The organism is Microbacterium sp. 10M-3C3 (assembly GCF_003931875.1).
Classification (GTDB): Bacteria; Actinomycetota; Actinomycetes; order Actinomycetales; family Microbacteriaceae; genus Microbacterium.
Genome location: NZ_CP034245.1, coordinates 2699886 through 2725456 on the forward strand (window position 1 = coordinate 2699886; position 25571 = coordinate 2725456).

At 71.9% G+C, this 25571-nt stretch carries 26 protein-coding genes; 12 read left to right on the plus strand and 14 right to left on the minus strand.

The genetic code is table 11. The features are described 5' to 3' along the window. Positions 1-396 carry a TOBE domain-containing protein gene (locus EI169_RS13110; RefSeq protein WP_125132735.1) on the minus strand — a complete coding sequence of 132 codons (396 nt, stop codon included), beginning with the start codon at positions 394-396 and terminating at the stop codon, positions 1-3. Positions 397-480: 84 nt separating this feature from the next. On the opposite strand from EI169_RS13110, the gene EI169_RS13115 reads away from it, so the two are divergent. Genes EI169_RS13115 through EI169_RS13130 form a run of 4 tightly spaced genes read left to right on the plus strand, consistent with a single transcriptional unit; the run spans position 481 to position 3189 of the window. Further along, complete coding sequence (locus EI169_RS13115) at positions 481-1254, plus strand: HesA/MoeB/ThiF family protein (protein ID WP_125132736.1); 774 nt, start codon at positions 481-483, stop codon at positions 1252-1254. Next, positions 1251-2480: a gephyrin-like molybdotransferase Glp gene (glp, locus tag EI169_RS13120; protein WP_125132737.1), complete on the plus strand. Its 1230-nt coding sequence runs from the start codon at positions 1251-1253 to the stop codon at positions 2478-2480. Before EI169_RS13115 ends, glp begins: the two co-directional genes overlap by 4 nt. Next, positions 2477-2959: a cyclic pyranopterin monophosphate synthase MoaC gene (moaC, locus tag EI169_RS13125; protein ID WP_125132738.1), complete on the plus strand. Its 483-nt coding sequence runs from the start codon at positions 2477-2479 to the stop codon at positions 2957-2959. Before glp ends, moaC begins: the two co-directional genes overlap by 4 nt. Continuing rightward, positions 2956-3189: a MoaD/ThiS family protein gene (locus tag EI169_RS13130; protein ID WP_125132739.1), complete on the plus strand. Its 234-nt coding sequence runs from the start codon at positions 2956-2958 to the stop codon at positions 3187-3189. The genes moaC and EI169_RS13130 overlap by 4 nt, the downstream gene beginning before the upstream one ends. A 28-nt stretch (positions 3190-3217) precedes the next feature. Here the strand turns inward: EI169_RS13130 and EI169_RS13135 are convergent, their stop codons facing one another. From EI169_RS13135 to EI169_RS13160, 6 genes are all read right to left on the minus strand, one after another. Continuing rightward, positions 3218-3646 (minus strand): molybdenum cofactor biosynthesis protein MoaE, encoded by a 429-nt coding sequence (locus EI169_RS13135; protein WP_125132740.1) that lies wholly within the window; start codon positions 3644-3646, stop codon positions 3218-3220. After that, on the minus strand, positions 3643-4128 hold the full coding sequence (locus EI169_RS13140) for a MogA/MoaB family molybdenum cofactor biosynthesis protein (RefSeq protein WP_125132741.1): 486 nt from the start codon (positions 4126-4128) through the stop codon (positions 3643-3645). The genes EI169_RS13135 and EI169_RS13140 overlap by 4 nt, the downstream gene beginning before the upstream one ends. Positions 4129-4137: 9 nt before the next feature. Next, positions 4138-5724: an SDR family oxidoreductase gene (locus EI169_RS13145; protein ID WP_125132742.1), complete on the minus strand. Its 1587-nt coding sequence runs from the start codon at positions 5722-5724 to the stop codon at positions 4138-4140. Positions 5725-5789: 65 nt separating this feature from the next. Further along, a complete protein-coding gene (locus tag EI169_RS13150) occupies positions 5790-7562 on the minus strand; it encodes a helicase HerA-like domain-containing protein (RefSeq protein ID WP_125132743.1) in 1773 nt (590 codons plus the stop codon). A 10-nt stretch (positions 7563-7572) separates the two neighbouring features. Next, on the minus strand, positions 7573-8250 hold the full coding sequence (locus EI169_RS13155; protein WP_125132744.1) for a phosphatase PAP2 family protein: 678 nt from the start codon (positions 8248-8250) through the stop codon (positions 7573-7575). Positions 8251-8316: 66 nt separating this feature from the next. Next, positions 8317-9546: a multidrug effflux MFS transporter gene (locus EI169_RS13160; RefSeq protein WP_125133480.1), complete on the minus strand. Its 1230-nt coding sequence runs from the start codon at positions 9544-9546 to the stop codon at positions 8317-8319. Positions 9547-9902: 356 nt separating this feature from the next. On the opposite strand from EI169_RS13160, the gene EI169_RS13165 reads away from it, so the two are divergent. After that, positions 9903-10610, plus strand: coding sequence for a DUF3105 domain-containing protein (locus tag EI169_RS13165; protein ID WP_125132745.1), 708 nt, complete (start codon positions 9903-9905; stop codon positions 10608-10610). Further along, on the plus strand, positions 10607-11260 hold the full coding sequence (locus tag EI169_RS13170; RefSeq protein ID WP_125132746.1) for a DUF305 domain-containing protein: 654 nt from the start codon (positions 10607-10609) through the stop codon (positions 11258-11260). The genes EI169_RS13165 and EI169_RS13170 overlap by 4 nt, the downstream gene beginning before the upstream one ends. A gap of 39 nt (positions 11261-11299) precedes the next feature. Here EI169_RS13170 and EI169_RS13175 read toward each other — a convergent pair whose 3' ends face one another. From EI169_RS13175 to EI169_RS13185, 3 genes are all read right to left on the minus strand, one after another. After that, complete coding sequence (locus EI169_RS13175; protein WP_125132747.1) at positions 11300-12277, minus strand: carbohydrate ABC transporter permease; 978 nt, start codon at positions 12275-12277, stop codon at positions 11300-11302. After that, positions 12274-13470, minus strand: a complete 1197-nt coding sequence (locus tag EI169_RS13180; protein ID WP_125133481.1) for a sugar ABC transporter permease — start codon at positions 13468-13470, stop codon at positions 12274-12276. The genes EI169_RS13175 and EI169_RS13180 overlap by 4 nt, the downstream gene beginning before the upstream one ends. Before the next feature lie 295 nt (positions 13471-13765). Next, positions 13766-15097, minus strand: a complete 1332-nt coding sequence (locus tag EI169_RS13185; protein ID WP_125132748.1) for an extracellular solute-binding protein — start codon at positions 15095-15097, stop codon at positions 13766-13768. A 258-nt stretch (positions 15098-15355) separates the two neighbouring features. Here EI169_RS13185 and EI169_RS13190 point away from each other — a divergent pair, with 258 nt between their 5' ends. After that, positions 15356-16402: a LacI family DNA-binding transcriptional regulator gene (locus tag EI169_RS13190; protein WP_125132749.1), complete on the plus strand. Its 1047-nt coding sequence runs from the start codon at positions 15356-15358 to the stop codon at positions 16400-16402. 74 nt (positions 16403-16476) lie between these two features. Here EI169_RS13190 and rplL read toward each other — a convergent pair whose 3' ends face one another. Continuing rightward, positions 16477-16866, minus strand: coding sequence for a 50S ribosomal protein L7/L12 (gene rplL, locus EI169_RS13195; RefSeq protein WP_125132750.1), 390 nt, complete (start codon positions 16864-16866; stop codon positions 16477-16479). Positions 16867-16905: 39 nt separating this feature from the next. Then, on the minus strand, positions 16906-17421 hold the full coding sequence (rplJ, locus tag EI169_RS13200) for a 50S ribosomal protein L10 (RefSeq protein WP_125132751.1): 516 nt from the start codon (positions 17419-17421) through the stop codon (positions 16906-16908). Positions 17422-17840: 419 nt separating this feature from the next. On the opposite strand from rplJ, the gene EI169_RS13205 reads away from it, so the two are divergent. Beyond that, positions 17841-19109, plus strand: coding sequence for an IS256 family transposase (locus EI169_RS13205; RefSeq protein WP_125129915.1), 1269 nt, complete (start codon positions 17841-17843; stop codon positions 19107-19109). A gap of 101 nt (positions 19110-19210) precedes the next feature. On the opposite strand, the gene EI169_RS13210 is transcribed toward EI169_RS13205, so the two are convergent. Next, positions 19211-20194, minus strand: a complete 984-nt coding sequence (locus EI169_RS13210; RefSeq protein ID WP_125132752.1) for a hypothetical protein — start codon at positions 20192-20194, stop codon at positions 19211-19213. 319 nt (positions 20195-20513) lie between these two features. On the opposite strand from EI169_RS13210, the gene EI169_RS13215 reads away from it, so the two are divergent. From EI169_RS13215 to EI169_RS13230, 4 genes are all read left to right on the plus strand, one after another. After that, complete coding sequence (locus tag EI169_RS13215; protein WP_125133482.1) at positions 20514-21209, plus strand: YqaJ viral recombinase family protein; 696 nt, start codon at positions 20514-20516, stop codon at positions 21207-21209. A 97-nt stretch (positions 21210-21306) separates the two neighbouring features. Further along, positions 21307-23001 (plus strand): MDR family MFS transporter, encoded by a 1695-nt coding sequence (locus EI169_RS13220; RefSeq protein ID WP_125132753.1) that lies wholly within the window; start codon positions 21307-21309, stop codon positions 22999-23001. A gap of 1 nt (position 23002) precedes the next feature. Continuing rightward, on the plus strand, positions 23003-23512 hold the full coding sequence (locus EI169_RS13225) for a MarR family transcriptional regulator (protein ID WP_125132754.1): 510 nt from the start codon (positions 23003-23005) through the stop codon (positions 23510-23512). Between the two features lie 141 nt (positions 23513-23653). Beyond that, a complete protein-coding gene (locus EI169_RS13230; RefSeq protein ID WP_125132755.1) occupies positions 23654-24688 on the plus strand; it encodes an NADP-dependent oxidoreductase in 1035 nt (344 codons plus the stop codon). Here the strand turns inward: EI169_RS13230 and EI169_RS13235 are convergent. Next, positions 24675-25565 (minus strand): LysR family transcriptional regulator ArgP, encoded by an 891-nt coding sequence (locus EI169_RS13235; RefSeq protein WP_125132756.1) that lies wholly within the window; start codon positions 25563-25565, stop codon positions 24675-24677. The two genes, EI169_RS13230 and EI169_RS13235, sit on opposite strands and share 14 nt — an antisense overlap. Between the last annotated feature and the right edge of the window lie 6 nt (positions 25566-25571).

The following is a 25571-nucleotide window of genomic DNA, read 5'->3' on the forward strand; positions in this document are numbered from 1 at the left end:
TCAGGCGCCCGCCGTCTCGACGACGACGTGCGTCGCCTTCACGGATGCCACCGCGAGCGCTCCGATCTCGAGTCCGAGCTCCCGGACGGCCTCGGCGCTCAGCAGCGACACGACGCGGTGGGGCCCGCTCTGCAGGTCCACCTGCGCCATGACGCCGTCGACCTGCACGCGCGTGACGATCCCGACGAAGCGGTTGCGGGCGCTCGAGTGCACCCCCGTCGGATCAGCGTCCGCAGCGTCGTCGGCGAGGCGCACCGCGAGCGCGGCGAGGGCGTCGCCCGGGATCTCGGCGGGCGACCCCGCCGCCGGGAGCTGGCCCGCATCGATCCAGCGGCGCACGGTGTCGTCGCTGACCCCGAGCAGACGGGCGGCGTGGGCGATGCGATATGAGGTCATGGCGCGAAAATACCGCATTCACGGCGGCTTTCGTGATTTCCTCTCCGCATCCGCGGATCCGACAGCGACGCCTACGCTGAGGGGATGCAGCCTCTCGTCGCGCCCGTGGCGGCGCTCGCCCCCGAAGAGCTCGTGCGCACCGCGCGCCACGCCGTCCTCGCGGGGATCGGCGAGGAGGGGCAGCGTCGCCTCGCCGCGGCGCGGGTCGCCGTCGTGGGGGCGGGTGGGCTCGGTTCCCCCGCGCTCCTCGCCCTCGCCGCGGCCGGCGTCGGCGAGCTCGTGGTCATCGACGACGACGTCGTCGAGCTGACCAACCTGCAGCGCCAGATCGCGCACCGCGTGCAGGACGTCGGCACGCCCAAGGCCGACTCCGCCGCGCGCGCCGTGCACGACCTCGCCCCGCATACGCGCGTGCGCACGATCGCCGAGCACCTCGACGAGGGCAATGCCGACCGGCTGCTGTCGGGCGTCGACATCGTCGTGGACGGCAGCGACACGTTCGCGACGCGCCGCGCCGTGGCCGCCGCGACCGAGCACGCGGGCGTGCCGCTCGTGTGGGGCGCGGTGCAGGAATGGCACGGGCAGGTGACCGTGTTCTGGTCGCGGCCGCCGTCGGCACGGGACGCGGTCGTGCTCGGCGACCTGTTCCCCGACGGCACGGAGGGCGACCCGCCCACGTGCGCGATGGTCGGAGTGCTCGGGGCCCTGTGCATCCAGGTCGGCGGCATGCTGGCGACCGAGGTCGTCAAGCTCGTCACCGGCGCGGGCGACCCGCTTCTCGGGCGCATCGCGGTCGTCGACGCCCTGCGCGCGCGCGTGGACGACGTGCCGCTGCGCCCGCGCGAGGCCGTCGCGTGAGCGCGCTGCGCTCCGTCGAGGAGCAGCAGGCCCGCGTACGCGCCGCCGTGCGGGCGGTGGGGACGGAGAGCGTGCCGCTCGCGGGCGCCGCCGGCCGCGTCCTCGCCGAACCCGTGCGCGCCGCCGCCGACCTGCCGCCCTTCGACAACTCCGCGATGGACGGCTTCGCGGTGCGGGCGGCCGACGTGGCCGCCGCATCCGCCGCCTCCCCCGCCGTCGTGCGCGTCGTCGCCGACCTCCCCGCCGGCACCGCCGACGACCCCTCGCTCGCGCCGGGCGAGGCGGCGCGGATCATGACCGGCGCTCCGACGCCCTCCGACGCGGACGCGGTCGTGCCCTTCGAAGACACCGCGGGCGGCCTCGCGGACTCGCTCGAGACCGCGCATGTCCTCCGCGCGCCCGCGCCCGGGGCCGCGATACGTCGTCGGGGCAGCGACGTGCGCGCGGGCGAGATCGTCGTGCCCGCGGGAACGGTGCTCGGCGCGTACCAGCTGGCCGCGGTCGCCGCCGCCGGCCACCACACGGTGGTGGTCGCACGGCGACCCCGGGTGGCCGTCGTCTCGACCGGCAGCGAGCTCGTCGCTCCCGGAGAGCCGATCGGACGCGGACAGATCCCCGACAGCAACGGCACGCTGCTCGCGGCGCTCGTGACGGACGCCGGCGGCGAGCTCGTGCTCGTCGAGCGGGTCGCCGACACCGCCGACGCGGTGGCGGCGGTCGTCGCTCGCGCCCTCGACGCACGCGCCGACGTGCTCGTCTTCAGCGGCGGCGTGAGCGCCGGCGCGTACGAGCCCGTGCGTGCCGCGTTCGAGGGGGGCGGCGACATCGAGTTCGCCAAGGTCGCGATGCAGCCGGGGAAGCCGCAGGCGTTCGGCACGCTCCCCTCGGGGGCGCTCGTGTTCGGCCTGCCGGGAAACCCGGTGAGCGTCGCGGTGTCGTTCGAGGTGTTCGTGCGCCCGGCGCTGGCGGCGATGCAGGGCCGCGATCCGCAGCGGGCGCTCGTGCCGCTGCGCGCGGCGACCGGATGGCGCACGCCCCCCGGGCGTCGGCAGTACCTTCCCGCTGTCGTCGACCTGGCCGCCGGGACGGTGGCCCCGGCCACCGCGGGCGGCTCCGGCTCGCATCTCGCGGGCTCGCTGGCCCGCGCGACCGCGTGGGCCATCGTCCCCGCCGAGGTCGAGGCCGTCGCCGCGGGCGATGTCGTGGATGTCATGCTGGGGGCATGAGCTTCCCGCACCTCGACGCCGCCGGCCGCGCGCACATGGTGGACGTCACCGCCAAGCAGCCGACCGTCCGCACCGCGACCGCCCGCGGGTTCGTCCGCTGCTCCCCCCAGGTGATCGCCGCCCTCGTGGACGGCACCGCAACGAAAGGCGACGTGCTCGCCGTCGCCCGCGTCGCCGGGATCCAGGGCGCCAAGCAGGCGGCGTCGCTCCTGCCGCTCGCCCACATCATCGGCGTGCACCGCGCCGCGGTCGAGCTCGAGGTGCAGGCCGAGGGCGTCGCGATCGAGGCGACCGTCGGCACCGCCGACCGCACCGGCGTCGAGATGGAGGCGCTGACCGCCGTCTCGGTGGCGGCGCTCACGATCGTCGACATGATCAAGGGCATGGACCGCGGCACGGTCATCGAGGATCTGCGGATCGTGGCGAAATCCGGCGGGCGCTCGGGCGACTGGGTGCGCCCCGGCGAGGACGGCCGATGATCCGCGTCCGCTACTTCGCCGCCGCCGCGGAACGCGCCGGCGCCGACGCCGAGGAGCGCCCGGAAGACACGCTCGCGAGCCTGCGTGCGGCGCTCGTGGCGGCGCATCCGGCCCTCGGCGAGATCCTCCCGCGCTGCGCCGTGCTCGTCGACGGCGAGCGCGCCGACGCGGACCGGCCGCTGCCGGCGGGCGCCGTCGTCGACGTGCTGCCGCCGTTCGCCGGCGGCTGACCGGCCATCGCACGGCGGTACACGGGCGTCAGCCGCCGAGGCCTTTCCACACCGCGGCGCCGTCGGCTTCGTGCTGACGCTTCCACACCGGCAGTTCGCGCTTGATGTCCTCGATGACCGTGCGGCACACGGTGAAGGCCTCGTCGCGGTGACCGGATGCGACGGCGATCACGACGGCCGCATCGCCCACCCCGAGGCGGCCGATGCGGTGACTCACCGCGACGATCGCGTCGGTGCCGGCGGCGGCGCGCTCGGCGAGCTCGGCGAGGATCCGCTCCGCGTCCGGATGCGCGGTGTACTCGAGCGCGACGACGTCCCCCGCCGCGTCGGGGTCGTTGTCGCGCACGCGTCCGATGAAGCTCGTGGCGGCGCCGTGGGCGGGGTCGTCGACGGCGGCGAGGTGCGCGGCGACGTCGAGGGGCGCGGCGGAGATCGCGGCGATGCGGACGGCGCTCACGCGTGGTCTCCGCCCGCGAGCTGATCGAGCACGTGCGCCGCGACGGAGAGGACGACCGGCATCCCCTCCTCGACCGCGCGCGGGGAGCCGGGCAGGTTCACCACGAGCGCGCCGGCCCCGTCGACGACGCCCGCGAGACCGCGGGAGAGCATGCCCGCGGGCTTCGCGGCCGCGCCCCGACGCCGCAGCTCCTCGGCGATCCCGGGCACCTCGCGCGTGAGCACGCGGCGCGTCCCCTCGGGCGTGAGATCGCGGGGACCGACACCGGTGCCGCCCGTCGTCACGACGAGCGACACACCGCCGGCCACCGCATCGCGCAGCGCCTGCTCGACGCTGTCGACGCCGTCGGGCACGATCATCGCGTCGGGGCACGCGAAGCCGGCCGCCTGCAGGGCGGCGACGGCGACGGGTCCCGCCGCATCCGCCCGTTCGCCGGCGGCCGACCGGTCGGACACCGTGATGACCCGGGCGGTGCGCTGCATACCGCCAGCCTAGGCCGACGTGCCCGCCGCGAGCTCGTCGGCGGGAGCGACGGTGGGCGGCGGGGGCGGGTCGGCCGATTCCGCCGCGGCCGTGATGCGCGCGGCCATGCCGGGGAAGATGAGGCCGTGGAAGGGCAGCACGCCCAGCCAGTACAGCCGCCCGAAGAGCCCCTTCGGGAAGAACACCGCCCGCTGTTCGTAGCGGGCGCCCGTGCCCTCCGGGACGACGCGCATCTCGAGCCACGCCAGCCCGGGCACCTTCATCTCCGCGCGCAGCCGCAGCAGGCGTCCGGGCTCCACCGCCTCCACGCGCCAGAAGTCCAGCGCGTCGCCGACCGTCACCACGGCGCGGCTGCGGCGGCCGCGCGCGAGTCCGACCCCGCCGACGACGCGGTCCATCCACCCGCGCACGGCCCACAGCAGCGGCGACGAGTACCACCCGTTCTCGCCGCCGATGCCGGCGATGACCGCCCACAGCCGCTCGGGGGAGGCGGTCGTCTCCTTCGAGCGCGCGTCGACGAAGACCGTGCGCCCCGCCCAGTCGGGATCGCTCGGCAGCGGGTCGCTCGGCACGCCGCTCACCTCGGCGTCCTGCCAGCTCGTCTCCACGGCGTCGCTCTCCACCCGCCCGAGCGCGAGCTGCACGGCGCGGCGATACGGGATGAGACCCTCGTCGGGGCGCGGGATGAGCGCGTCGACGTCGTGGTCCTTCATGACGCACTCGTTCTGCAGCGACTCCACGAGCGGGCGCGCGATCGCCCGGGGGATGGGGGTGACGAGGTTCACCCAGTGCGACGCGAGGCGGGGCGTCAGCACCGGGAGGGCCGCGATCGCGCGCTGGCGCAGGCCCGCCTCAACGGCGTAGCCGTTCATCATCTGCCCGTACCGCAGCACGTCCGGGCCGCCGATGTCGACCGCGCGGTTCACGTCGGACGACACCCGCGCGGCCCCCAGCAGGTAGTGGAGCACGTCGCGCACCGCGATCGGCTGGATGCGGTTGCGCACCCACCGCGGGGCGGGCATGTACGGCAGCACCTCGGTGAGGTGACGCACCATCTCGAACGACGCCGAGCCCGACCCGATGACGACGCCCGCCTGCAGCACGAGCGTGGGTACGCCGCTGGCCAGCAGGATCTCCCCCACCTCCACGCGCGAGCGCAGGTGGGGCGAGAGGGGCACGCCTTCCGGATGCAGTCCGCCGAGGTACACGATGCGACGCACGCCGGCCGCGGCGGCCGCGTCGGCCACGGTGTTCGCGGCCGCGCGATCGGCGTCCTCGAACCCGGCGCCCGCGGCCATCGAGTGGACGAGGTAGTACAGCACGTCGACGTCGTCGACGGCGGCCCGCACGGCGTCGACGTCGGTCGCGTCGCCCTCGACGATCTCGACGGCGTCGCCCCACGAGAAGGAGCGCGCGCGTTCGGGGCTGCGGGCGAGGATGCGCACGCGGTAGCCGGCGGACACCAGGCGCGGCACGAGACGCCCGCCGAGGTAGCCGGTGGCGCCGAAGACGAGCGCGCGGGGCGCGGAGCCGTCGAGGCGCGGCTGGGCGCGCAGGGCCTCCTCGCGGCCGGTGGGGGCACTGAGCTCGGTCATACCGCCACGCTAGGCGCGCTCACGCCGTGACGCGGGGGCTTGACGCCGCACCGCCGGCGACCGTGTCAGCGACGGCGGCGTCCGGTGCCGAAGATGCCCCGGATCACGCCGCTGAGGATCGTCCGGGTCGCGGGCGAGTCGAGGATCTGCTCCACGGGCGATTTCGGCACCCGCCGGCTCGTCGTGCTCGTGCGCGTGCGTCCGCCGGTGCTGCGCTGCAGGCGCTCGTACTCCCGCTGCGCCTCCTTCTCGGCTTCGGCGTGCGCCTTCGCGCGCTCCTTCTCCGCCTCCTCCGCCGCCGCGGCCTCGGCGGCGGCGTTCATCCGGGCGGTCAGCACTTCGCGCGCCGACTCGCGATCGACCGCCTGACCGTAGGCCGCCAGGAGGGGCGACGCGGCGACCGCGGCGGCGACCGCATCCGCGGGAGTGGGAGACATGAGGCCCTGCGGCGCGCGCAGTCGCGTCCACGCGACGGGCGTCGGCGCGCCCTTCTCGCTCATCACCGTGACGACCGCCTCGCCGGTGCCGAGCTCCTGCAGCACGCGTTCGAGGTCGTAGCCCGACGTGGGGTAGGTGCGCACGCTCGCACGCAGCGCATCGGCGTCCTCGGGCGTGAAGGCGCGCAACGCGTGCTGGATGCGCGAGCCGAGCTGCCCGAGCACTTCGCCCGGCACGTCCTTGGGCGTCTGCGTCACGAAGAACACGCCGACGCCCTTCGACCGGATGAGGCGCACGGTCTGCACGATCGCCGCGGTGAAGTCCTTCGACGCGTCGCGGAAGAGGAGGTGGGCCTCGTCGAAGAAGAACACGAGCTTCGGCTTGTCGAGGTCTCCCACCTCGGGGAGGATCTCGAACAGCTCCGCCAGCAGGTACATCAGGAACGTCGAGAACAGCGCGGGCTTGTCGGCGACGCCCGGCACCTCGAGCAGGCTGATGATCCCCTGTCCGTCGCCCGCGGTGCGCAGGAACTCGCGCACGTCGAACTCCGGCTCGCCGAAGAAGACGTCCGCGCCCGCGTCGGCGAACGTGATGAGCTCGCGGAGGATCACACCGGCTGTGGCCGCCGACAGCCCGCCGAGCGCCTTCAGCTCGTCCTTGCCGTCGTCGCTCGTGAGATAGGTGAGGACGGCGCGCAGGTCGGAGAGATCGACGAGGGCGAGACCGTGGGCGTCGGCGTAATGGAACACGAGGCCGAGGCTCGACTCCTGCGTCGCGTTCAGCCCCAGCACCTTGCTGAGGAGCAGGGGCCCGAACCCCGACACGGTGGCGCGCACCGGGATGCCGGCGCCGACGCCGCCGAGCGCGTAGTACTCGGTCGCGAACCCGCGCGGCGTCCAGTCCTGGCCGATGGCGCGCGTGCGGGCGAGGAGCTTGTCGCTCGACTGCCCGGGCGTCGCGACGCCCGACAGATCGCCTTTGATGTCGGCTGCGAACACCGCGACACCGTTCGCTGCGAGCTGCTCGGCGAGGCCCTGGAGCGTGCGCGTCTTGCCGGTGCCCGTGGCACCGGCGACCAGGCCGTGGCGGTTCGTCATCGCGAGCGGGATCCGCACCGGGACGTCGGGCCGCGGCTCGCCGTTGACGAGTGCACCCAGTTCGAGCGCAGGGCCCTCGAAGGCGTAGCCGGCGCGGATGGCGTCGACGTGCGCGGCATCCAGTGGGCCGGTGGCGGGCGCGGATGCGGGCGCGTCGGGAGCAGGGGCGGGGGCCTCGGCAGCGGCCTTGGCCGCCGCGAGCCGCGCCTCGGCAGCCTGGGCCTCCGCCCGTGCGGCCGCGGCCTGTGCTTCCAGACGGGCCAGTTCGGCGGCGGCGACATCGACGTCAGCGGGCTCGCTCATGGCGGTCAGCCTAGCTCGGCGGCGAAACCACCGACACGGGCGCATCGTCGGGCGTCGGCGTCGCCGGGTCCTGCCGGATGACGACGGAGAAGGCCGCTGCGATGGCGAACGCGGTCCCCGCGCCGATCAGCGCGCCGCCGGCGGTGTCGCTCAGCCAGTGGGCGTGGAGGACCGTGCGGCTGAATGCCATGAGCACGGTCCACGCGATTCCCACCACGAGCACCCACACGCGCGGGAACAGCAGCACCGCGACCACCGCGATCGTCCCGGCATTGGCCGTGTGGCCCGAGGGGAACGAGCCGAAGTCGGCACGCACGAGGATGTCCTCCGGCCGCGCCCGGCCGAACAGGTGCTTGAGCGCCTGCACGCCGCCGGCGCTGACGACGGACGCGGTGAGGAAGTACGCCGCGGGCCACGGCTTCCGCGCGATCACGAGCGCGAGCGCGCCGCCCAGCGGCACGACGTAGACGCCGATCCACGTGCCGCCCGCGGCGTTCATGAACGTCGCGAAGGCGATCAGCACCGGCTCGCGCGACGAGCCGGCGAGCACGGCGTCCCACCACGCGTCGACGGTGAACGGCGTGTCGCCGCGGGCGAGCACCCACGCGCCCAGCGCGCACGAGAGGGCGATCAGCGCGACGCCCACGATGAGCTGCCATCGCCACGAGCGCACGACGTCGAAGGTCATCGCCCCAGTGTGCCGTCCTGCGCCATGCTCGCCGAGGAGGTTGCGCGGCCGGGCTGCGGCGTGCTGCTAGGGCGCGAGCAGACCGACGGTGCGCGGCCGCACGAGCAGCCACAGCGCAAGGACGCCCACCACGGCGCATCCGACCATGACCGACGCCATCGTCGTCGCCGTGATGCCGGCGCTGCCGGCGACCCAGCCGACGACCGGCGAGATCACGCCGGCCACACCGAAGTTCGTGGCGCCGATCACCGACTGCGCGGTGCCGGCGGCCTTGCCGTGACGGTCGAGGGCGAGCACCTGCACGCACGGGAACGTGAAGCCGCACGACGTGATGAACAGGAACAGCGGCACGACGGTGCCCCACATGCCGAGACCGAGCTGGTCGGTCACGATGATCGCGGCGCCCGAGACGAGCAGGCCCGCCGTCGAGAACGCCATCACCCACTGCGGCCCGAAGCGCGCTGCGAGCCGCGAGGCGGCCTGGACCCCGAGCACGATGCCGAGGGAGTTCACCGCGAACAGCACGCCGTACTGCTGCGCGTCCAGTCCGTACGACCCCTGGAAGAGGAACGACGAGGACGACAGGTACGAGAACAGGCCGCTGAAGGTCATGCCGCCGATCACGAGCACGCCGACGAAGACGCGGTCGCGGAAGACGCTCCCGTAGCGCTGCCAGATCGTCGTCGAGCCGTGCTCGGCCCGACGCTCGCGAGGGAGGGTCTCGGGCACGAGGAAGAGCGCCGAGACGAGCATGACGGCGCCATACAGCGCGAGCACGACGAAGATGCCGCGCCACGGCACGACGAGCAGCAGCGCCGATCCCGCCAGCGGCGCCAGGACGGGGGCGACCCCCGAGACCAGCGCGAGGCGCGACAGCATCACGACCAGGCGGCGTCCGCCGAACAGGTCACGCACGATCGCGGCGGCGACGACACCGCCGGCGGCGGCGCCGGCCCCCATGAGCACGCGCGCGAGCGACAGCAACTCGAGGTTCGGCGCGAGTGCCGCCCCGGCGCTCGCGACGACGTGGAGCGCGGTCACGGCCAGGAGCGGAACGCGTCGGCCCACCTTGTCGCTGAGCGGGCCGACGACGAGCTGGCCGAGCGCGAAGCCGACCATCGTGCCGGTGAGCGTGAGCTGGATCGCCGCGGCGGTGGTCTGGAAGTCGCTCTCGAGCACCGGGAATGCCGGCAGGTACAGATCGATCGTGAACGGCCCGAGCGCGGTGAGTGCCCCTAGCAGGATGATGTAGACGATCCGACGGGCGGCGGGGATCGAGTCCCCCGGATGCAGCATGATCGGCGCCGTCGCCGGGTTGCTCCCGAGCGTGCGGATGGCGCCCGTCGTGCCCGACACGCGGACGGTGTCGGTGGCGGCGGGGACGATCGGGTGTTCTGCGGTGTCGAGCACGAGGCCTTCGTTCGAGGGGCGAGGAGCGGCCCGGATCCGGGTCGGCGAGGGGGGAAGACGAAGCCCCGAATCGATTCGGGGCTCGTGACAGCATACCGGTGCCGGACAGCCGCGTACAGCCGGCGGGACGCCCGTTCCTCGGCCCCTTCCCAGCGTCGGTCCCATGCATCCGCATAGGCTGGAGGTGTCGGCTCCGCGCCGACGTGTCCAGAGCTCCCGCACCGAAACCGAACACGCCGCGCATGACCGACAAGCCCCGCCGCACGAGCGGCAATCCCGCCACGCAGGCCCGCATCGAGCAGACCGTGAAGCAGCAGCGCGAGCAGAAGCGCCAGGAGAAGCTCGCCGAGTATCAGCGCCAGCTCGCCCGCCGCCGACGCGGCAAGGTGGTGTGGTGGGTCGTCGGGTCGATCGCCACGCTCGCGGTCGTCGCAGTGGTCGTCGCGTCCTTCGTCTTCGCCCCGCGTCCGACCACGGCCACGTACGAGGCGGCCAACAGCACCGGACGCGAGATCGACGGCGTCGAGACGTTCCAGAACACGACGCAGCACACCGACGAGCCGGTCACCTATCCGCAGACGCCACCGGCCGGTGGCCCGCACAACCCGGTCTGGCTGAACTGCGGCGTGTACACCGAGCCGCAGGAGAACGAGCGCGCGGTGCACTCGATGGAGCACGGCGCGGTGTGGGTGACGTACGACCCTGCGCGCATCTCGGGCGACGCGCTCGACACCCTGAAGCAGTGGCTGCCCTCCAGCTACGCGCTCCTCTCCCCGTACGAGGGCATGGACACGCCCATCGCCGTGAGCGTGTGGAACGCGCAGCTGAAGGTCGACGACCCCGCCGACGAGCGCATCGGCGAGTTCTTCACCGAGTACTGGCGCAGTCAGAACGCCCCCGAGCCCGGCGCCGCCTGCTCGGGCGCGCTCGACGGGCCCGGCAAGCAGTGACCGAGGCGCACCGCTCGCGCGCGACGTGGCTCGTAACCGCCGCGGCCGTGCTCGCGGTCGGTGCGCTCGCCTTCGGGATCGGCCGCTTCACGGCGTTCGGGGCGAGCGCGGCGCCGCAGCATCCGGCGACCGACTCGGCCGACGCCGGCTTCGCGCGCGACATGCAGGTGCATCACGCGCAGGCGGTCGAGATGGCGATGGAGATCTACGCCAAGACCTCCGACGACGAGCTGCGCGCGCTGTCGTACGACATCGCCACCGCGCAGTCCGCTCAGCGCGGCGAGATGTACGGCTGGCTCGTGACGTGGGGCCTGCCGCAGGCGGGCGGCCCGCTCATGGGGTGGATGGGCTCCGGCTCGTCGCACGAGCACGGCGAGGACGCCGCATCCGAGGCCGACCTGCGCGCGCAGATGGGCATGGCGACCGACGCGGAGCTCGCCGAGCTGCGCGCGGACACCGGGACGGCCGCCGACTGCCTGTTCCTCGCCCTCATGGTGCGCCACCACGAAGGCGCCATCCCGATGGCCGAAGCGGTCATCGATGAGGGGTCGGACGCCCGCGTGCGCGCCGTCGCGACGAGCATGGTGCAGACGCAGTCCGCCGAGATCGATGCGATGACCGGCATGCAGCAGCGCCTGGCCTGCGGCTGACGCACGCAGACCAGGCGCTGTGGCTCGCGCCCTGTGGCCTCAGCCCTTCGTCGCGCCCGCGAGCAGACCGCGGACGAAGAAGCGCTGCAACGCGAAGAACACGATCAGCGGCACGAGGATCGAGATGAACGTGCCTGCCGACTGCAGGAACCACTGGTCGCCCCATGTGCCCGACAGCGAGTTCAGCGACTGCGTCAGCGGCAGCGAGGAACTCGGCGCGAAGATCGTGGCCACCAGCAGGTCGTTCCACACCCAGATGAACTCGAGCACCGCGAACGACGCGAGGGCGGGAGCGGCCAGCGGCAGGATGAGGCGGAAGAAGATCTGCCCGTGTCCGGCGCCGTCCACGCGCGCGGCCTCGATGACTTCGTGCGGGATCTCGGCGATGAAGTTGTGCAGCAGGAAGATCGCCAGCGGCATCGCGAAGATGACGTGCGCGATCCACACCGTCGCGAAGCTGTGCTCGATGCCGCGCAGCTCCAGCCCCGGGAAGATCGTCACGTCGTTGATCGTGAGACCCCGCGAGAACAGGCTCAGCAGCGGCACCAGCGCCATCTGCAGCGGCACGATCTGCAGCGCGAAGATGAAGATGAAGAAGAAGTTCCGGCCCTTGAAGTCGATCCACGCGAACGCGTAGGCGATCAGGGAGGCGACCGCGAGCGCGAACACCACCACGGGGATGGTGATCGCGAGCGAGTTGAGGAACGACGCGCCCAGCGTCAGGGCCGTGCCGCCCGACGTCAGCGCCTGCCGGTAGTTGTCCAGCGTGAAGGCCGGGTCGACGAAGACCGTCCACCAGCCGCTGGACTGCGTGTCGGAGCCCGGGCGGAACGACGTGATGAACAGGCCGAACGTCGGGATGGTCCAGAAGAACGCGATCACGATGGCCGCGATCGTCGCGCCCTTCGACGTCAGGCGCTTGCGCGCCATCGCCTCGTGCCGGCGGGTGTCGCGCGCGACCTGGCGGGCCGAGCGCGAGTCCACGACGGGCTCGACGACTTCGGTGCTGATGGTCATCGGATCTCCCTCTGCTTCCGGATCTGGCGGACGTTGAAGATGATCAACGGCAGCACGAAGATGAACAGCACGACCGCCAGGGCCGCGGAGTGGCCGTAGCTCTGGAATCGCTGCTGCTGGTTGACCATCTCGAACGCGAGGACGGTCGTGTCGTTGCGACCGCCGGTCATGACCGCGACGATGTCGTAGATCTTCAGGGCGCCGATGGCGATCGTGGTGACCACGACGATGAGGGACGAGCGGATGCCGGGCACCGTGACGTTGCGGAACCTCTCCCACGCGTTCGCGCCGTCGAGCTCGGCCGCCTCCATCTGCTCCGGCGGCACCGCCTTGATGGCAGCCGACAGGATGACCATCGCGAGTCCCGTCTGGCTCCAGATGAACACGACCACGAGAAGCAGCGTGTTCACGAGCGGCTGCGCGGCCAGCCACGTCACCGGCTGTCCGCCGAACGCCGTCACGATGCCGTTGAGCAGGCCGATCTGGTCGCCCTGGCGGAAGTCGTAGATGAACTTCCAGATGATGCCCGCGCCGACGAACGAGATCGCGAACGGCATGAAGATGAGGATCTTCAGCACGCGCTCGCCCTTGGCGCGGTCGATGAACACCGCGTAGGCCAGGCCGATCGCGGTCGCGAACGTCGGGGCCAGCAGCACCCAGATGAGCGTGTTGATGACCGACCAGAACCCCTCGGGGTTCGTGAACGTCCAGATGTAGTTGTCCAGCCCCACGAAGTTGTCGCCGGTCTTGTCGAAGAACGACTGCACGAGCGTGGAGATCGCGGGGTAGATGAGGCCCACCAGCAGCAGGATCGTGGCGGGCGCCGCGAACAGGATGAGCTGGAACAGATACCCCGCGCCCTGGCGCGAGCGGTAGTCGGCCCAGAAGAGCACGGCGCCGAGGATGACCGCGATGCCGAGCACGTAGATGACGGCGTTCTGATACGGCCGCAGCAGCATGAAGGCGAGCACCGGCAGCAGGAAGCACGCGGCCAGGCGCAGCCAGAAGTACCCGCGCCCGGGGCGCGGCGCGTACTCGATGAGCAGGAGGATGAGCCCGACAACGGCGCCGAAGACGACGACGATGATCGGGATCTGGACGATGGGGTTCAGGCCGCCCAGCCAGCGGAAGAAGCTGTTCAGCGAGAACCCGAGCGTCGTCGGCCGGGTCTCGACGGGGGCGCGCGTGACCATGAAGACGAACAGCGCCGCCGCCACGATGAGCGCGGCGACGACGACGAGGACGGTGACGCGATGGCGACGGGCCGCGGTGACCAGACGGCCCTCCGCGGGCTTCTCGCCGGGCGGGGGCGCGACGGCCGTGCCGGGCGCCTCGGTGGTGTGGGTCATCTCTCCCCTTCTGAGCACATCTGCGGGCTCACGGACGGATGTCGGGGCGCGGGCACGGGTCGCCCGCTCCTCGGGTGGGGGTGGGGCGACCCCGGTGAGCGTCGCGAGGACGTCTCACCGGGGTCGCCGGGCATCCGGGTCAGTTGTTGTAACCGGCCTGGATGTCGCTGAGCACCTCGTCGGTGGGCTTGCCGTCGATCCAGCTGACCATGCCCTTCCAGAAGGAGCCCGAACCCACCGTGGCGGGCATGAGGTCGGACGCGTCGAAGCGGAGCGTCGTGTTCGGGTCCTGCAGGACCTTCATCGCCTCGGTCAGGAACTCGCTCGAGGCCAGCGACGGGTCGGCGCCCTTGTTGGCCGAGATCACGCCGCCGAGCTTGACGCGGGCGTCCGCGAACTCGGGGGTCGACATGTACTCGACGACCTTCTGGACGGCCTCGTCGTCGGAGAACGCCGCGACGAACTCGCCGCCGCCCTCGACCGAGAGCTCACCCTCCGAGACACGGGGCAGGATGAACGCGTAGACGTCGCCGTCGGGGGCGACGGTCGGCGTCTGGCCGGCCGCGTTCTTCACGGTGAGGAAGTTCGCCGACAGGAACGACGCCTGGTGCGTCATCGGGCAGGTGCCGTCGGCGACCTTGGCCGCGACATCCGCGAAGGCCACCGAGTTGATGCTGCGCACGTCGCCGAAGCCCGCGTTGACGTAGTCGGGGTTGAGCAGGATCTCGCCCACCGCGTCGAACGCCTCCTTGATCGGCTGGTCGGTGAACTTCACGTCGCCCGCGACCCACTGGTCGTAGACGTCGGGGCCGGACTGGCGCAGGACGAGGTCCTCGATCCAGTCGGTGCCGGGCCAGCCGGACGCGGCCTCGGAGGCGAAGCCCGCGCACCACGGCGCCGCGCCGGTCTTGTCGCGGATCGTCTGCGTCAGGGTGAGCAGCTCGTCGTACGTCTTGGGGATCTCGACACCCCACTCCTTGAACTTCGCCGGCGAATACCAGACGTAGCCCTTGAGGTTGGCGAGCATCGGGGCGGCGTAGAACGTGTCGTCGAACGTGCCGTACGACTTCCAGTCCTCGCCCCAGTACTCGTCGACGTTGCTGCTGACGGCGTCGGACGCCTTCTGCACCTCGCCGGTGTCGACGAGCGTCTTGAGCAGACCCGGCTGCGGGACGATCGCGATGTCGGGGGCGTCGCCACCGGTCACCTTGGTGACGATGTTGCCCTCGAAGCCCTTGTCACCGGTGTACTCGACCTTGATGCCGGTGTCCTTGGTGAACTGCTCGAACGACTGGTTGAGCGCATCGGCCTCCGTGCCGGTGATACCGCCCGAGATGCGGACGGTGGCGCCTTCGGTGCCTCCGTCGCCCGATCCGCTCGAGTCGCCTTCGGCGCAGCCCGCGAGGGCGAGTGCCCCGACCGCGAGCAATCCGACGGGCGCCAGCAGGCGACGCCGCTGTGACATGCCCATGTGGTTCCTCCTCCTTGAGTTCTCTGTGGTGCGCGGCTCCCATGAGGAACCGATTCCAGCACACGCTATTGGAGAACCGCGCAACGCACAACATCGATTGATCACGAGTACGTAACCACGGCTTGGGAGCGCTCTCAAGCCCCAATTGGACGCACTCGGCGGTTCGTTATCGGATCGCAACCGGTTCCACTTTGTCGGGAGGACCGGCTAATCTGGCTGCGGCGCCCGCGACGCAGCGGCGCAGATCCAGGAGGCGACATGGGCGGAATCGCCGACGTGGCACGCCTCGCAGGGGTATCGAAGTCCACGGCGAGCCGGGCCCTCACCGGCAGCGGGTACGTGTCGGAGGACACCCGGCGGCGCGTGGCGGATGCCGCGACCTCGATCGGCTACGTGCCGTCGACCAGCGCCGTGAGCCTCGCGACCGGCCGGCTCGGCAGCATCGGGGTCGTCATGCCGACCGTCTCGCGGTGGTTCTTCGCCGAGGTCCTCGAGGGCGTGCAGTCGGCGCTGCTCGAGCACGATCTCGACCTCACGCTGTACACGGCGAGCCCCGGATCCCCCGACCGGCGCCGCATCCTGGAGCAGTACCTCCCCCGCCGCCGGTTCGACGGCCTCATCGCGGTCGGCCTCGAGCCTTCCGACGAGGAGCGCGAGCGCCTCAAACAGCTCGGACGTCCCGTCGTGAGCATCGTGGGAGAACCCGGTACGGAGGGCGTCGTCGCGATCGACGACGTGCACGCGGCCCGGCGGGCGACCGAGCACCTCATCGCGCTCGGGCACCGGTCGATCGCGTTCCTCGGCGGCGACGCGGACGGGTACTGGGAGCACGTCGACCGCCTGCGCCTGCGCGGCTACCGCGAGGCGATGGCCGACGCCGGACTGTCGGGATACGACCGTCACGTGCGCAGCGAGATCACGATGCCGGCGGGATACGCGGCGGCCGTCGACCTGCTGGGCGAGACGCGTCGCCGCCCCACCGCGATCGTGGCGGCGTGCGACGAGGTCGCGATCGGCGCGATCATCGCGGCGCGGCGGCTCGCGATCGCCGTGCCGGCCGAGCTCAGCGTCGTCGGCATCGACGACCACGAGTTCGCGGAGATGTTCGCGCTGACCACCCTCGAGCAGGTCCCGCGCGAGCAGGGGCGCATCGCGGTCGACATGCTCGTGCAGGCCATCGAGGACCCCGAGCGACGGCCGCAGGACGTGCGGCTGCAGTCCCGGCTCATCGTGCGCAACACGACCGCGCCGCTGAATCCGGCCACCGCGGTCACCGTCTCCGACACGGGCCTCGCCCGCGACTGAGCATGGCCTCGCGCGCGAGGCACAACGACGAAGGGCCCCGGATGCCGCAGCATCCGGGGCCCTCCGAAAGCGTCTTACTTGAGGCCCACCGTGGCGCCGGCCTCTTCGAGAGCGGCCTTCGCCTTGTCGGCGGTCTCCTTGTTCGCACCCTCGAGGACGGGCTTCGGGGCGCCGTCGACGAGAGCCTTCGCGTCGCCGAGGCCGAGCGAGGTGAGCTCGCGGACGACCTTGATGACCTGGATCTTCTTGTCGCCGACCGACTCGAGGATGACGTCGAACGAGTCCTTCTCCTCGGCCTCCTCGGCGGGGGCGCCACCGGCGGGCGCGCCCGCAGCGGCGACCGCGACGGGCGCGGCGGCGGTAACGTCGAAGGTCTCCTCGAAGGCCTTCACGAACTCGCTGAGCTCGATGAGCGTGAGCTCCTTGAACGCGTCGAGCAGCTCCTCAGTGCTGAGCTTTGCCATGATTTTCTCCTTGTTCGGGGTTGTTCTGCCGAAGCCTTATCAGGCCGCGGACTCCTGCTTCTCGCGCAGCGCGTCGACCGTGCGGACGGCCTTCGACGGGAGCGCGGTGAAGACGAATGCCGCCTTGGTCATCGTCGCCTTCATCGCACCGGCGAGCTTCGCCAGCAGGACTTCACGGCTTTCGAGATCGGCGAGCTTGTTGACCTCGTCCGCGGTCAGGGGGGCACCGTCGAAGTACCCGCCCTTGATCACGAGCAGAGGGTTAGCCTTGGCGAAGGCACGCAGGCCCTTGGCCACGGCGACCGGGTCACCGTGGACGAAGGCGATGGCGGACGGGCCCTTGAGCTCGTCGTCCAGACCCGTGACCCCCGCGTTGTTCGCGGCGATCTTGGTCAGCGTGTTCTTCACCACGGCGTATTCCGCGTCCTGACGGATCGTGGTGCGCAGCTCCTTGAGCTGGGCGACCGTCAGACCGCGGTACTCGGTCAGCATGACGGCGTTCGAGTTCTCGAAGTTCTTCGTGAGCTCGGCGACCGATGCATCCTTCTGCGCCATGGCCACTCCTTGTGTGTACGAGACGCACCGCGGCAGCGGGCGCCGAGCCGCAGCATCCGGCGCCCGGGAAGCAGAAGAGCTCCGGCGCAAGCGCACGGAGCTCGGTTCCCGTTCGGGATTCGTTTCGTACACCTGCGCGGGCCCCTGCATTCGCAGAGCTTCGATCGTCGTGCGCTCGCGCGCACACCGATGACCGGCGGTCTTTGGCTTGTGTTCGAGCGTACCGCACCTGGTCCCGCCCTCCAAATCCCTCGCGAGGGTACGACCTTCCGCCCAGTGCACGATCTTCCGCCGCGTCGAGCGGGCTGAGTCCCTTAGCGTGGTGTCACTTCCCGCGGGGTTCTCGTCGTCGTAGGCGATGAAGGGCCACCGTGGGATGACCAGTTGTTTCCGCCAAGAAGCAAAGAAGAGATCCCACGATGACCCACCACCAGTCTGCCTTGACGACTCTGATCGGCGAAGTCCTTGCCGACCCCGACCTGGCTCACTCGGACGTGTTCCGTCGGATGCTGCAGGCGGGCCTGCAGGACCTGATCAACGCGGAAGCGACCGTGAAGATCGGCGCGGCCCCGCATGAGCGCACCCCTGAGCGCACCACACGCCGCAACGGCACCCGACCCAAGACGCTGGCGACCCCGGCCGGGGAGGTGGACCTGCAGATCCCGAAGCTGCGGGAGGGGTCGTTCTTCCCGAGCCTGCTGCACCCGCGTCGCCGGGTCGATAAGGCCCTCTACGCCGTGATCTGCCAGGCATGGATCGACGGGGTCTCCACCCGCAAGGTCGACCAGCTGATCCGCGCGCTGGGCAACGACACCGGCATCTCCCGGTCGACGGTCTCTCGGATCTGCTCAGAGATCGACGAAACCGTGCACGAGTTCCTGCACCGCCGACTCGATCACACCTGGTTCCCGTACCTGTTCCTCGACGCCACCTACCTCGACGTCCGCCACCGCGGCCGCGTCGTCTCCCAAGCCCTCGTGGTCGCCACCGGCGTCAGCGGCGACGGGCGCCGCGAGATCCTCGGCATGAGCCTCGGGGATGCGGAGACCACCGACTTCTGGACCGAGTTCCTCCGCAGCCTGCGCGACCGGGGACTGAAGGTCGCCACCGACGCCGATCCGCTCGGCGTCGCCCTGGTCACCTCCGATGCCCACGCCGGCCTGAAAGCCGCGATCAAGGCGATCCTGCCCGGATCCGGGTGGCAGAGATGCCGAGTCCATTTCGCCCGCAACGTCACCCAGAAGCTCGGCTCGGCCCGCTCCAAGCCCGTCAACGCGCTGATCTCGACGATCTTCGCGCAGACCACCTCCGAGGCGGTGCTTGCCCAATACAAAGCCGTCGCGGACAGCCTGCGCAGCTCCTTCCCGGAGGTCGCCGAGATGCTCGAGGCCGCCGAACCCGACCTCACCGCGTTCGCACCACTACCCCGCGAGCACTGGCAGAAAGTCTGGTCCAACAACCCCATCGAACGCCTCAACCGCGAGATCAAACGCCGCGCCGACGTCGTCCAGATCTTCCCCGACCAAGGCTCCGTGACCCGCCTGATCGGCGCCGTCATCCAAGAGCAGCACGAGGAATGGTCCTACGGCGAACGCCGCTACTTCTCCGACATCTCCATGCGCAAACTCGTCCACACCCTCCACGACCACGCAGAGCCGGCACGCCCCGAGCTCTACCTCACCGCCTGACCACCACCCACCACAGGGAACAACTGGAGTGACACCACGCAAAGGGACTTGACCGTCGAGCTCGTGCAATCGGCGACACCTCGTGCGCTCGCGAGCGGCGGTCAGCGGGGCGGGCGGATCCCGAACGCCCCCAGGCGCGCCGCGAGCGCGCGGGGGCTCGCGATGTGCGCGTCACCCCAGCGCGCGACCGAACGCCCCGTGGTCCCTCGGATCCAGTCTTCACGCTGCTTCTCGGCGAGAAGCACCGCCTCGAGCGACCGGCCCGAGCGCAGCGCCTCGTCGAGATACTTGCTCTCGCCGTCGAACTCCGCCCACGCCGCGACCTCCTCCAGCCCGAGATCCACGAAGTACCAGCCGCCCGCCGGCGCCCGGACCGGCACCTGCAGCGCAATCGAGCGGAAGCCCAGCCGGATGAGCTGCAGCCGGCTGACGCTCTCGCCCGGCAGCTGTGCGCGACCATCCATGAGCTCGGCGATCCATCTGGCCTGACGGATGCCCCGCGCCCCCGACGCCCGCAGGAGGCGCGCGTCGATCTCGCTGCGCCACTGCTGCGCCGCCGATTCGTCGTACTCCCGGCCCACCAGGGCGACGGATCGCATCGCCGCGTCGGCCGCCGCGAGCGCCGCTTCCGCAGGCAGGACTCGGATGAGGTCGAACACCGTCCGCGCCAGGGTCGTGCATCGCAGCCCGCCGACGCTCATGACATCTTCGTCGGGGAGTCGATGAGCATGACGGAAGACGTCGTCACCGCTCGAGATACGCGACGCACGCGGCATGGTCAGCTGCACCCGACTCGGCGACGACCGATACAGCGGCAAGCCGTGGATGGCGGCGGCCGAGTGGTGCGATGCGGCGGCGCGCTCGCCGGCCGCGTCGCGCAGCACGGCGACCGTGTGAAGCAGGTGACGCGACTCCGGCCACAGCTCCGCCCACACCGCCCCCGACACCCACCACCCGCGACGCACCTTGTGCAGGCGCCCCTCCTGCTGCGCGGACTCGATCCCCCGCTCGGACAGGCCTCCCCGCAACAGGTCGATGCGCGACCGCAGGATGAGGTGTGCTTCGTCGAGGGTGATGTGCCGCATCCGGTCACTTCACCTCCTCCGCGCACGGCCGCCGCGCGTCGCCCGCCATCCTGTTCACTGTCGCGCTCCCGCATGCGCTCGGGAGGAGAAGCCACCCCGCTCGCGAAAGCACGGGATCTCGCCGATCGCACGACCTGTCCGCGCCGAAAAGCCGTCCGTTCGACGACAAGTCGTCCACTCGCGAGCCAGCAGCGGGCGGCGAACACACAGGCTCGGCGGGTCGGGGCGGAGGCGGTCGGAGGGCGGGGTTAGGGTCGGAGGCATGGTTCTCGAGATGCGGCCCGCGGGCGAGGCGCTCGAGGACACCGCCGAGCCGGGGATGCTCCGTGCCCAGCCCTACCGCGCCGACCTCGCGCGCCGCGCGGCGGAGCGCCGCGCCGAGCTCGACGCCCGGATCGTCGCCGACTCGCGCGACCGCGTCGCGTGGATCCGCGCGCGCTCGCGCGGCATCACGGCGACCGACGTCGCGACGCTCACGAGCACCAACGCCATCGCGCGCGCGGCCGACGCGAAGCTGCAGGGGTCGAACTTCTCGGGCAACGCCTACACCGCGCACGGGCGCCGCCGCGAGCCGGAGATCGCCGCGTGGGTCGCCGCGACGCACGCGATCATGCCCTCGTCCGCGCTGTACCGCGCGGTGATCGAGCCGCGTCACCTCGCCACCCCCGACGGCCTCGCGGTGGATGCGGCGGGCCGGGTCACGCTCGCGGAGATCAAGACGACGAACAAGTCGTGGCGCAGCATCCCCCGCTCGTACCTGCGGCAGGTGTGGTGGCAGCAGCACGTGCTCGGCGCCGAGCGCACGCTCGTGGCGTGGGAGCTGCACGACGACTTCGTGCCCGTCGACGACGAGCCGCGCTGCCAGTGGGTCGATCGCGACGAGCGCGAGATCGCCGCGCTCGTGAAGCTCGCCACGTCCCTCATCGACGAGCTCCACCGCCGTACGATGCGCGGGCGCACCCCACCGCCCGCGCCGCCGAAGGACAGGTTCCGGGCACTCGCCCTCGCGGACTGAGATAGTTGACGCAGGTCAACCATTCGACGTATAGTTGATGTAAGTCAACTATCGCGCCGATGCTGTCGCGTCCCCCCTCGATCCGCGAAAGGCCCCTATGGCCACCGATACCGCCGCGCCCGCCGTCGGCACCGCCGCACCGCGACGCGTCCTCCCCGCCCTCATCGGGCTGCTCCTGGGCATGTTCGTGTCGATGCTCGCCTCGACGGTCGTCTCGACGTCGCTGCCCGTGATCATCCACGACCTGCAGGGCAGCCAGAACGACTACACGTGGGTCGTCACCGCGACCCTCCTCACGACCGCCATCTCGACGCCGATCTGGGGCAAGCTCGCCGACCTGTTCGACCGCAAGCTCCTCATCCAGCTCGCGATCGCCCTGTTCGTGCTCGCGACCGCGGCGGCGGGCTTCTCGCAGAGCCCCGGGATGCTGATCACCTTCCGCGCCGTGCAGGGCCTCGGCGCGGGCGGCCTCGCCGCCCTCAGCCAGGTGATCATGGCCGACATCATCAGCCCGCGCGAGCGCGGCCGCTACATGGGTCTGTTCGGCGCCGTCATGGCCGTCGCGACCGTCGGCGGCCCGCTGCTGGGCGGCGTCATCACCGACGGCTTCGGCTGGCGCTGGAACTTCTTCGTCGCCCTTCCCTTCGCCGTCGCGGCGCTCGTCATCATGCAGCGCACGCTCCACCTGCCCCACCGCCCCGCGCAGCGCGCGCGCATCGACTACCTCGGGATCGTGCTGCTGGCGACGGCGGTGTCGCTCCTGCTCATCTGGATCACCAACGCCGGCCACTCCTTCGACTGGGCCTCGGCGCAGACCGCCCTCATGGTCGGCGGCGCGGCGCTGGCCGCCGTGCTCTTCGTGATCGTCGAGCTGCGCGTGTCCGACCCGCTCGTGCCGCTGCACCTCTTCCGCAGCGCGACCTTCACGCTCGCCGTCATCGCCTCGATCTCGACGGGCCTGGCGATGTTCGGCACGTCCGTGTACCTGAGCCAGTACATGCAGCTCGCGCGCGGCGCCACTCCCACCGAGGCGGGGCTGCTGACGATCCCGATGATCGCGGGGCTCCTCCTGGCGTCCATCACCGTGGGTGCGCTCATCACGCGCTTCGGCCGGTGGAAGTCCTTCCTCGTGCTCGGCGGGGTCCTCCTCATCGCCGGGTCGGCGCTGTTGTCCACGATCCACTACGACACCCCGTTCGCGATCGTCGCGGTCTACATGTTCCTGCTCGGCGCCGGCGTCGGCATGACCATGCAGAACCTCGTGCTCGTGGTGCAGAACTCCGCCGAGCCGTCGGTCATGGGCGTGTCGAGCTCGGGAGTGACGTTCTTCCGCAGCTTGGGCGGCACAGTGGGGGTGTCGGTCATGGGCGCGGTCGTCGCCTCGACGGTGCCGAACCTCATCGCCGACCGCACGGCCGACCTCACGGCTGCGATCGCCTCGCTCGGCCCCGCGGGGGCGGATGTCGCGGCCCAGCTGCAGTCGGGCACCCTCCCGCAGGTCGCCCAGCTGCCGGAGGCGGTGCGCGTGATCCTCGAGGACGTGTACGCGACCGGCATCGCGCACTCCTTCCTCATCGCGGTGCCGCTGGCGATCCTGAGCCTCATCGCCATCGCGTTCCTGCCGAACCGTCCGCTCACCCGCATGACGACATCCGAGCGCATCGCCGCCGCCGAGGCGGATCTGGCGACCGTCAGCACGGCGGAGGGCATGTCGTCGCTGGCGGCGACGGGCACCGTGCCGGTGGCATCGTCCCGGCGTGCGCGGCGGGGCGATGTCGGCGAGGATGGCTGACATGAGCCCGTCCGCATCGTCCGCCGCTGCGCTCGACCCGGAGACGGGCGAGCGCGGCGGCGAGGAGCGCACCCAGGCCATCCGGAGCCTGGAGAGCTCGTTCGCCGAGCTCATCGGCGTGTTCCGGCGCATCATGGCGCAGGCCGCCGAGACGGCGAGCCCGGGCATGCTGCCCGGCACGTACAAAGTGCTCTCCGTCCTCGGCCGCACCGGTCCGGCGACTCTGTCGTCGCTGTCCGAGCGGATGGAAGCCGACAAGGGGCTCATCAGCCGCAGCGTCAGCGAGCTCGAGGCCCTCGGCTTCGTCGAGCGCACCGCCGACCCCGAGGATCGCCGGTCGCGGGTCATCGCGCTCACGCCTCTCGGCGCCGAGCGGCTGGAGGCCGCCCGCCAGCCGCATGCCGGCCGGCTCGAGGAGGCGCTCGTCGATTGGGAGATCGACGACATCCGGCACGCCGCGACGCTCCTGCACGCGCTCGCCAGCGGCACGGCGCCCGCAGCGCGCGACTGAGGCGACGGCGGAGGGCCCGCCTCGGGCAAGCGACTCCGCGTGGTGACGCCGACGTAACACCGGCGAGACAATCCCCCGGTTGACTGGGGAGCGTCCCTCAGGCACGTGCTGCCGACGCCGCTCGCACGGAAGGAGCGACGGATGAGATTCCGCCCGCTGCGTCCCGAATCCGCCTCGACGCTGGCGGCGCCCTCCGCGCCGGTGGCACCGCCGGAGGTCATGCGGGGGGTCGTGATGGACTCCCCCGGCGATCCGGCCGTCCTGCGGGTCGCCGAGCTCGCCGTGCCGGAGCCGGTGCTGAGCGAGGTGCTCGTGAGGGTGGTCGCCGCCGGGGTGAACCCGATCGACGCCAAGACCCGCTCCGGGGCCGGGGTCGCCGCCGCCCTTCCCGCCGCGCCGGCGGCGCTGGGCTTCGACTTCAGCGGCGTCGTCGTCCAGGCGCCGTTCGAGAGTCACCCGTTTCCGGTCGGCACCGAGGTGTTCGGAATGGCGGCCTTCCCGCGCACCGGCGGCTCGTACGCCGAATACGTCCTGGCGCCCTCGCTCTCCCTCGCCCGCAAGCCGGCGTCGCTGTCCCACGTCGAAGCGGCCGGTGTTCCGCTCGCGGCGCTGACGGCGTGGGGGCTCGTCGTGGAGACCGCGCTCGCGCACGAGGGCCAGCGCATGCTCATCCACGCCGGCAGCGGCGGCGTCGGCCACTTCGCGGTGCAGTTCGCCGCCTACTTCGGTGCGCACGTCATCGTCACGGGGTCCGCGCGCAATCGCGACTGGCTCCGCGACCTCGGCGCCGCGGAGGTGATCGACCACGAGTGCGACCGCTTCGAGGAGGCCGTGGCGCCCGTCGACGTCGTCATCGATCTCGTCGGCGAGGCGGCGGGCGATACCGGCAGTCGCTCGCTGCGGGTGCTGCGCCGCGGCGGCCTGCTCATCGAGGTGCCGCGCGGAGCGTGGCCGGGTATGGCGGATGCGGCGGCCGAGGCGGGCGTGCGCGCGACCGGGTACGCCGTGGTGCCCGACGGCGCGACCCTCGCGACGATCGGCCGCCTGCTGGACTCACGGGCGGTGCAGGTGTATGTGGACGCGGTCCTCGACCTCGACGACGCGGCCGCCGCCCACACACGCCTCGAGGAGGGGCACACGCGCGGCAAGATCGTCCTGCGCGTCAGCGACGACTGAGCGGGGCGAGCTCGGCCCGCGCAGCGGCGAGCACCTCGGCGGCCACGAGATCGAGAAGCTCCGACGCGAGGTTCCACTGCTGCCAGTACAGCGGAACATCGACGGGGGGTCCGCCGAGCGGCACGAGCGCCCCCGAGCGCAGGCCGTCAGCCGATTGGAAGCGCGGCAGCAGTCCCCAGCCGAGCCCCAGCCGGATCGCGTGCGCGAAGTCCGCCGAGGCGGGCACGAGATGCCGCGGCGGATCGGAATCGACGCCGCGCAGCGCGAGCCACCGCGTCTGCAGGTCGTCCCGTCGATCGAAATCCACGACGGGCGCCGCAGCGAGCGCTTCCGCACCGACGCCGTCGGGGAACCACCGCGCGGCGAACCCGGCAGCAGCGACCGCCTCGTAGCGCAGCACGCCGAGCGGCGCGACGCGGCAGCCGGCCACCGGTTCGGCGCGCGAGGTCACCGCCGCCATGACGGTGCCGCTCTCGAGGAGCCCCGCGGTGAAGTCCTGATCGTCGCGGTGCAGCGCGAAGCGGACTCGTCGCTCCGCCGCCACGCGCGCGAGCGGGGGCAGGAACCACGTCGCGAGCGAGTCCGCGTTGACTGCGAGGGGCAGCGCCGGCCACTCCTCCTCCTGCCCGACGGCGGCGCGCAGGTCGTGCTCGAGCACGTCGAGCTGCCGAGCGAGGCGCACGACCGCGGCCCCGGCGTCGGTCGGCCGCGCCGGACGCGTGCGAACGAGGAGGACGCGGCCGAGCTGCGCCTCGAGGCTCCGCACGCGCTGGCTGACGGCCGACGGGGTCACGTGGAGCCGTCGCGCCGCCGCCTCGAGGCTCCCCTCGTCGACGATCACCGCGAGGGTGCGCGCGAGTTCGAGCGCGATAGACATGAAGGC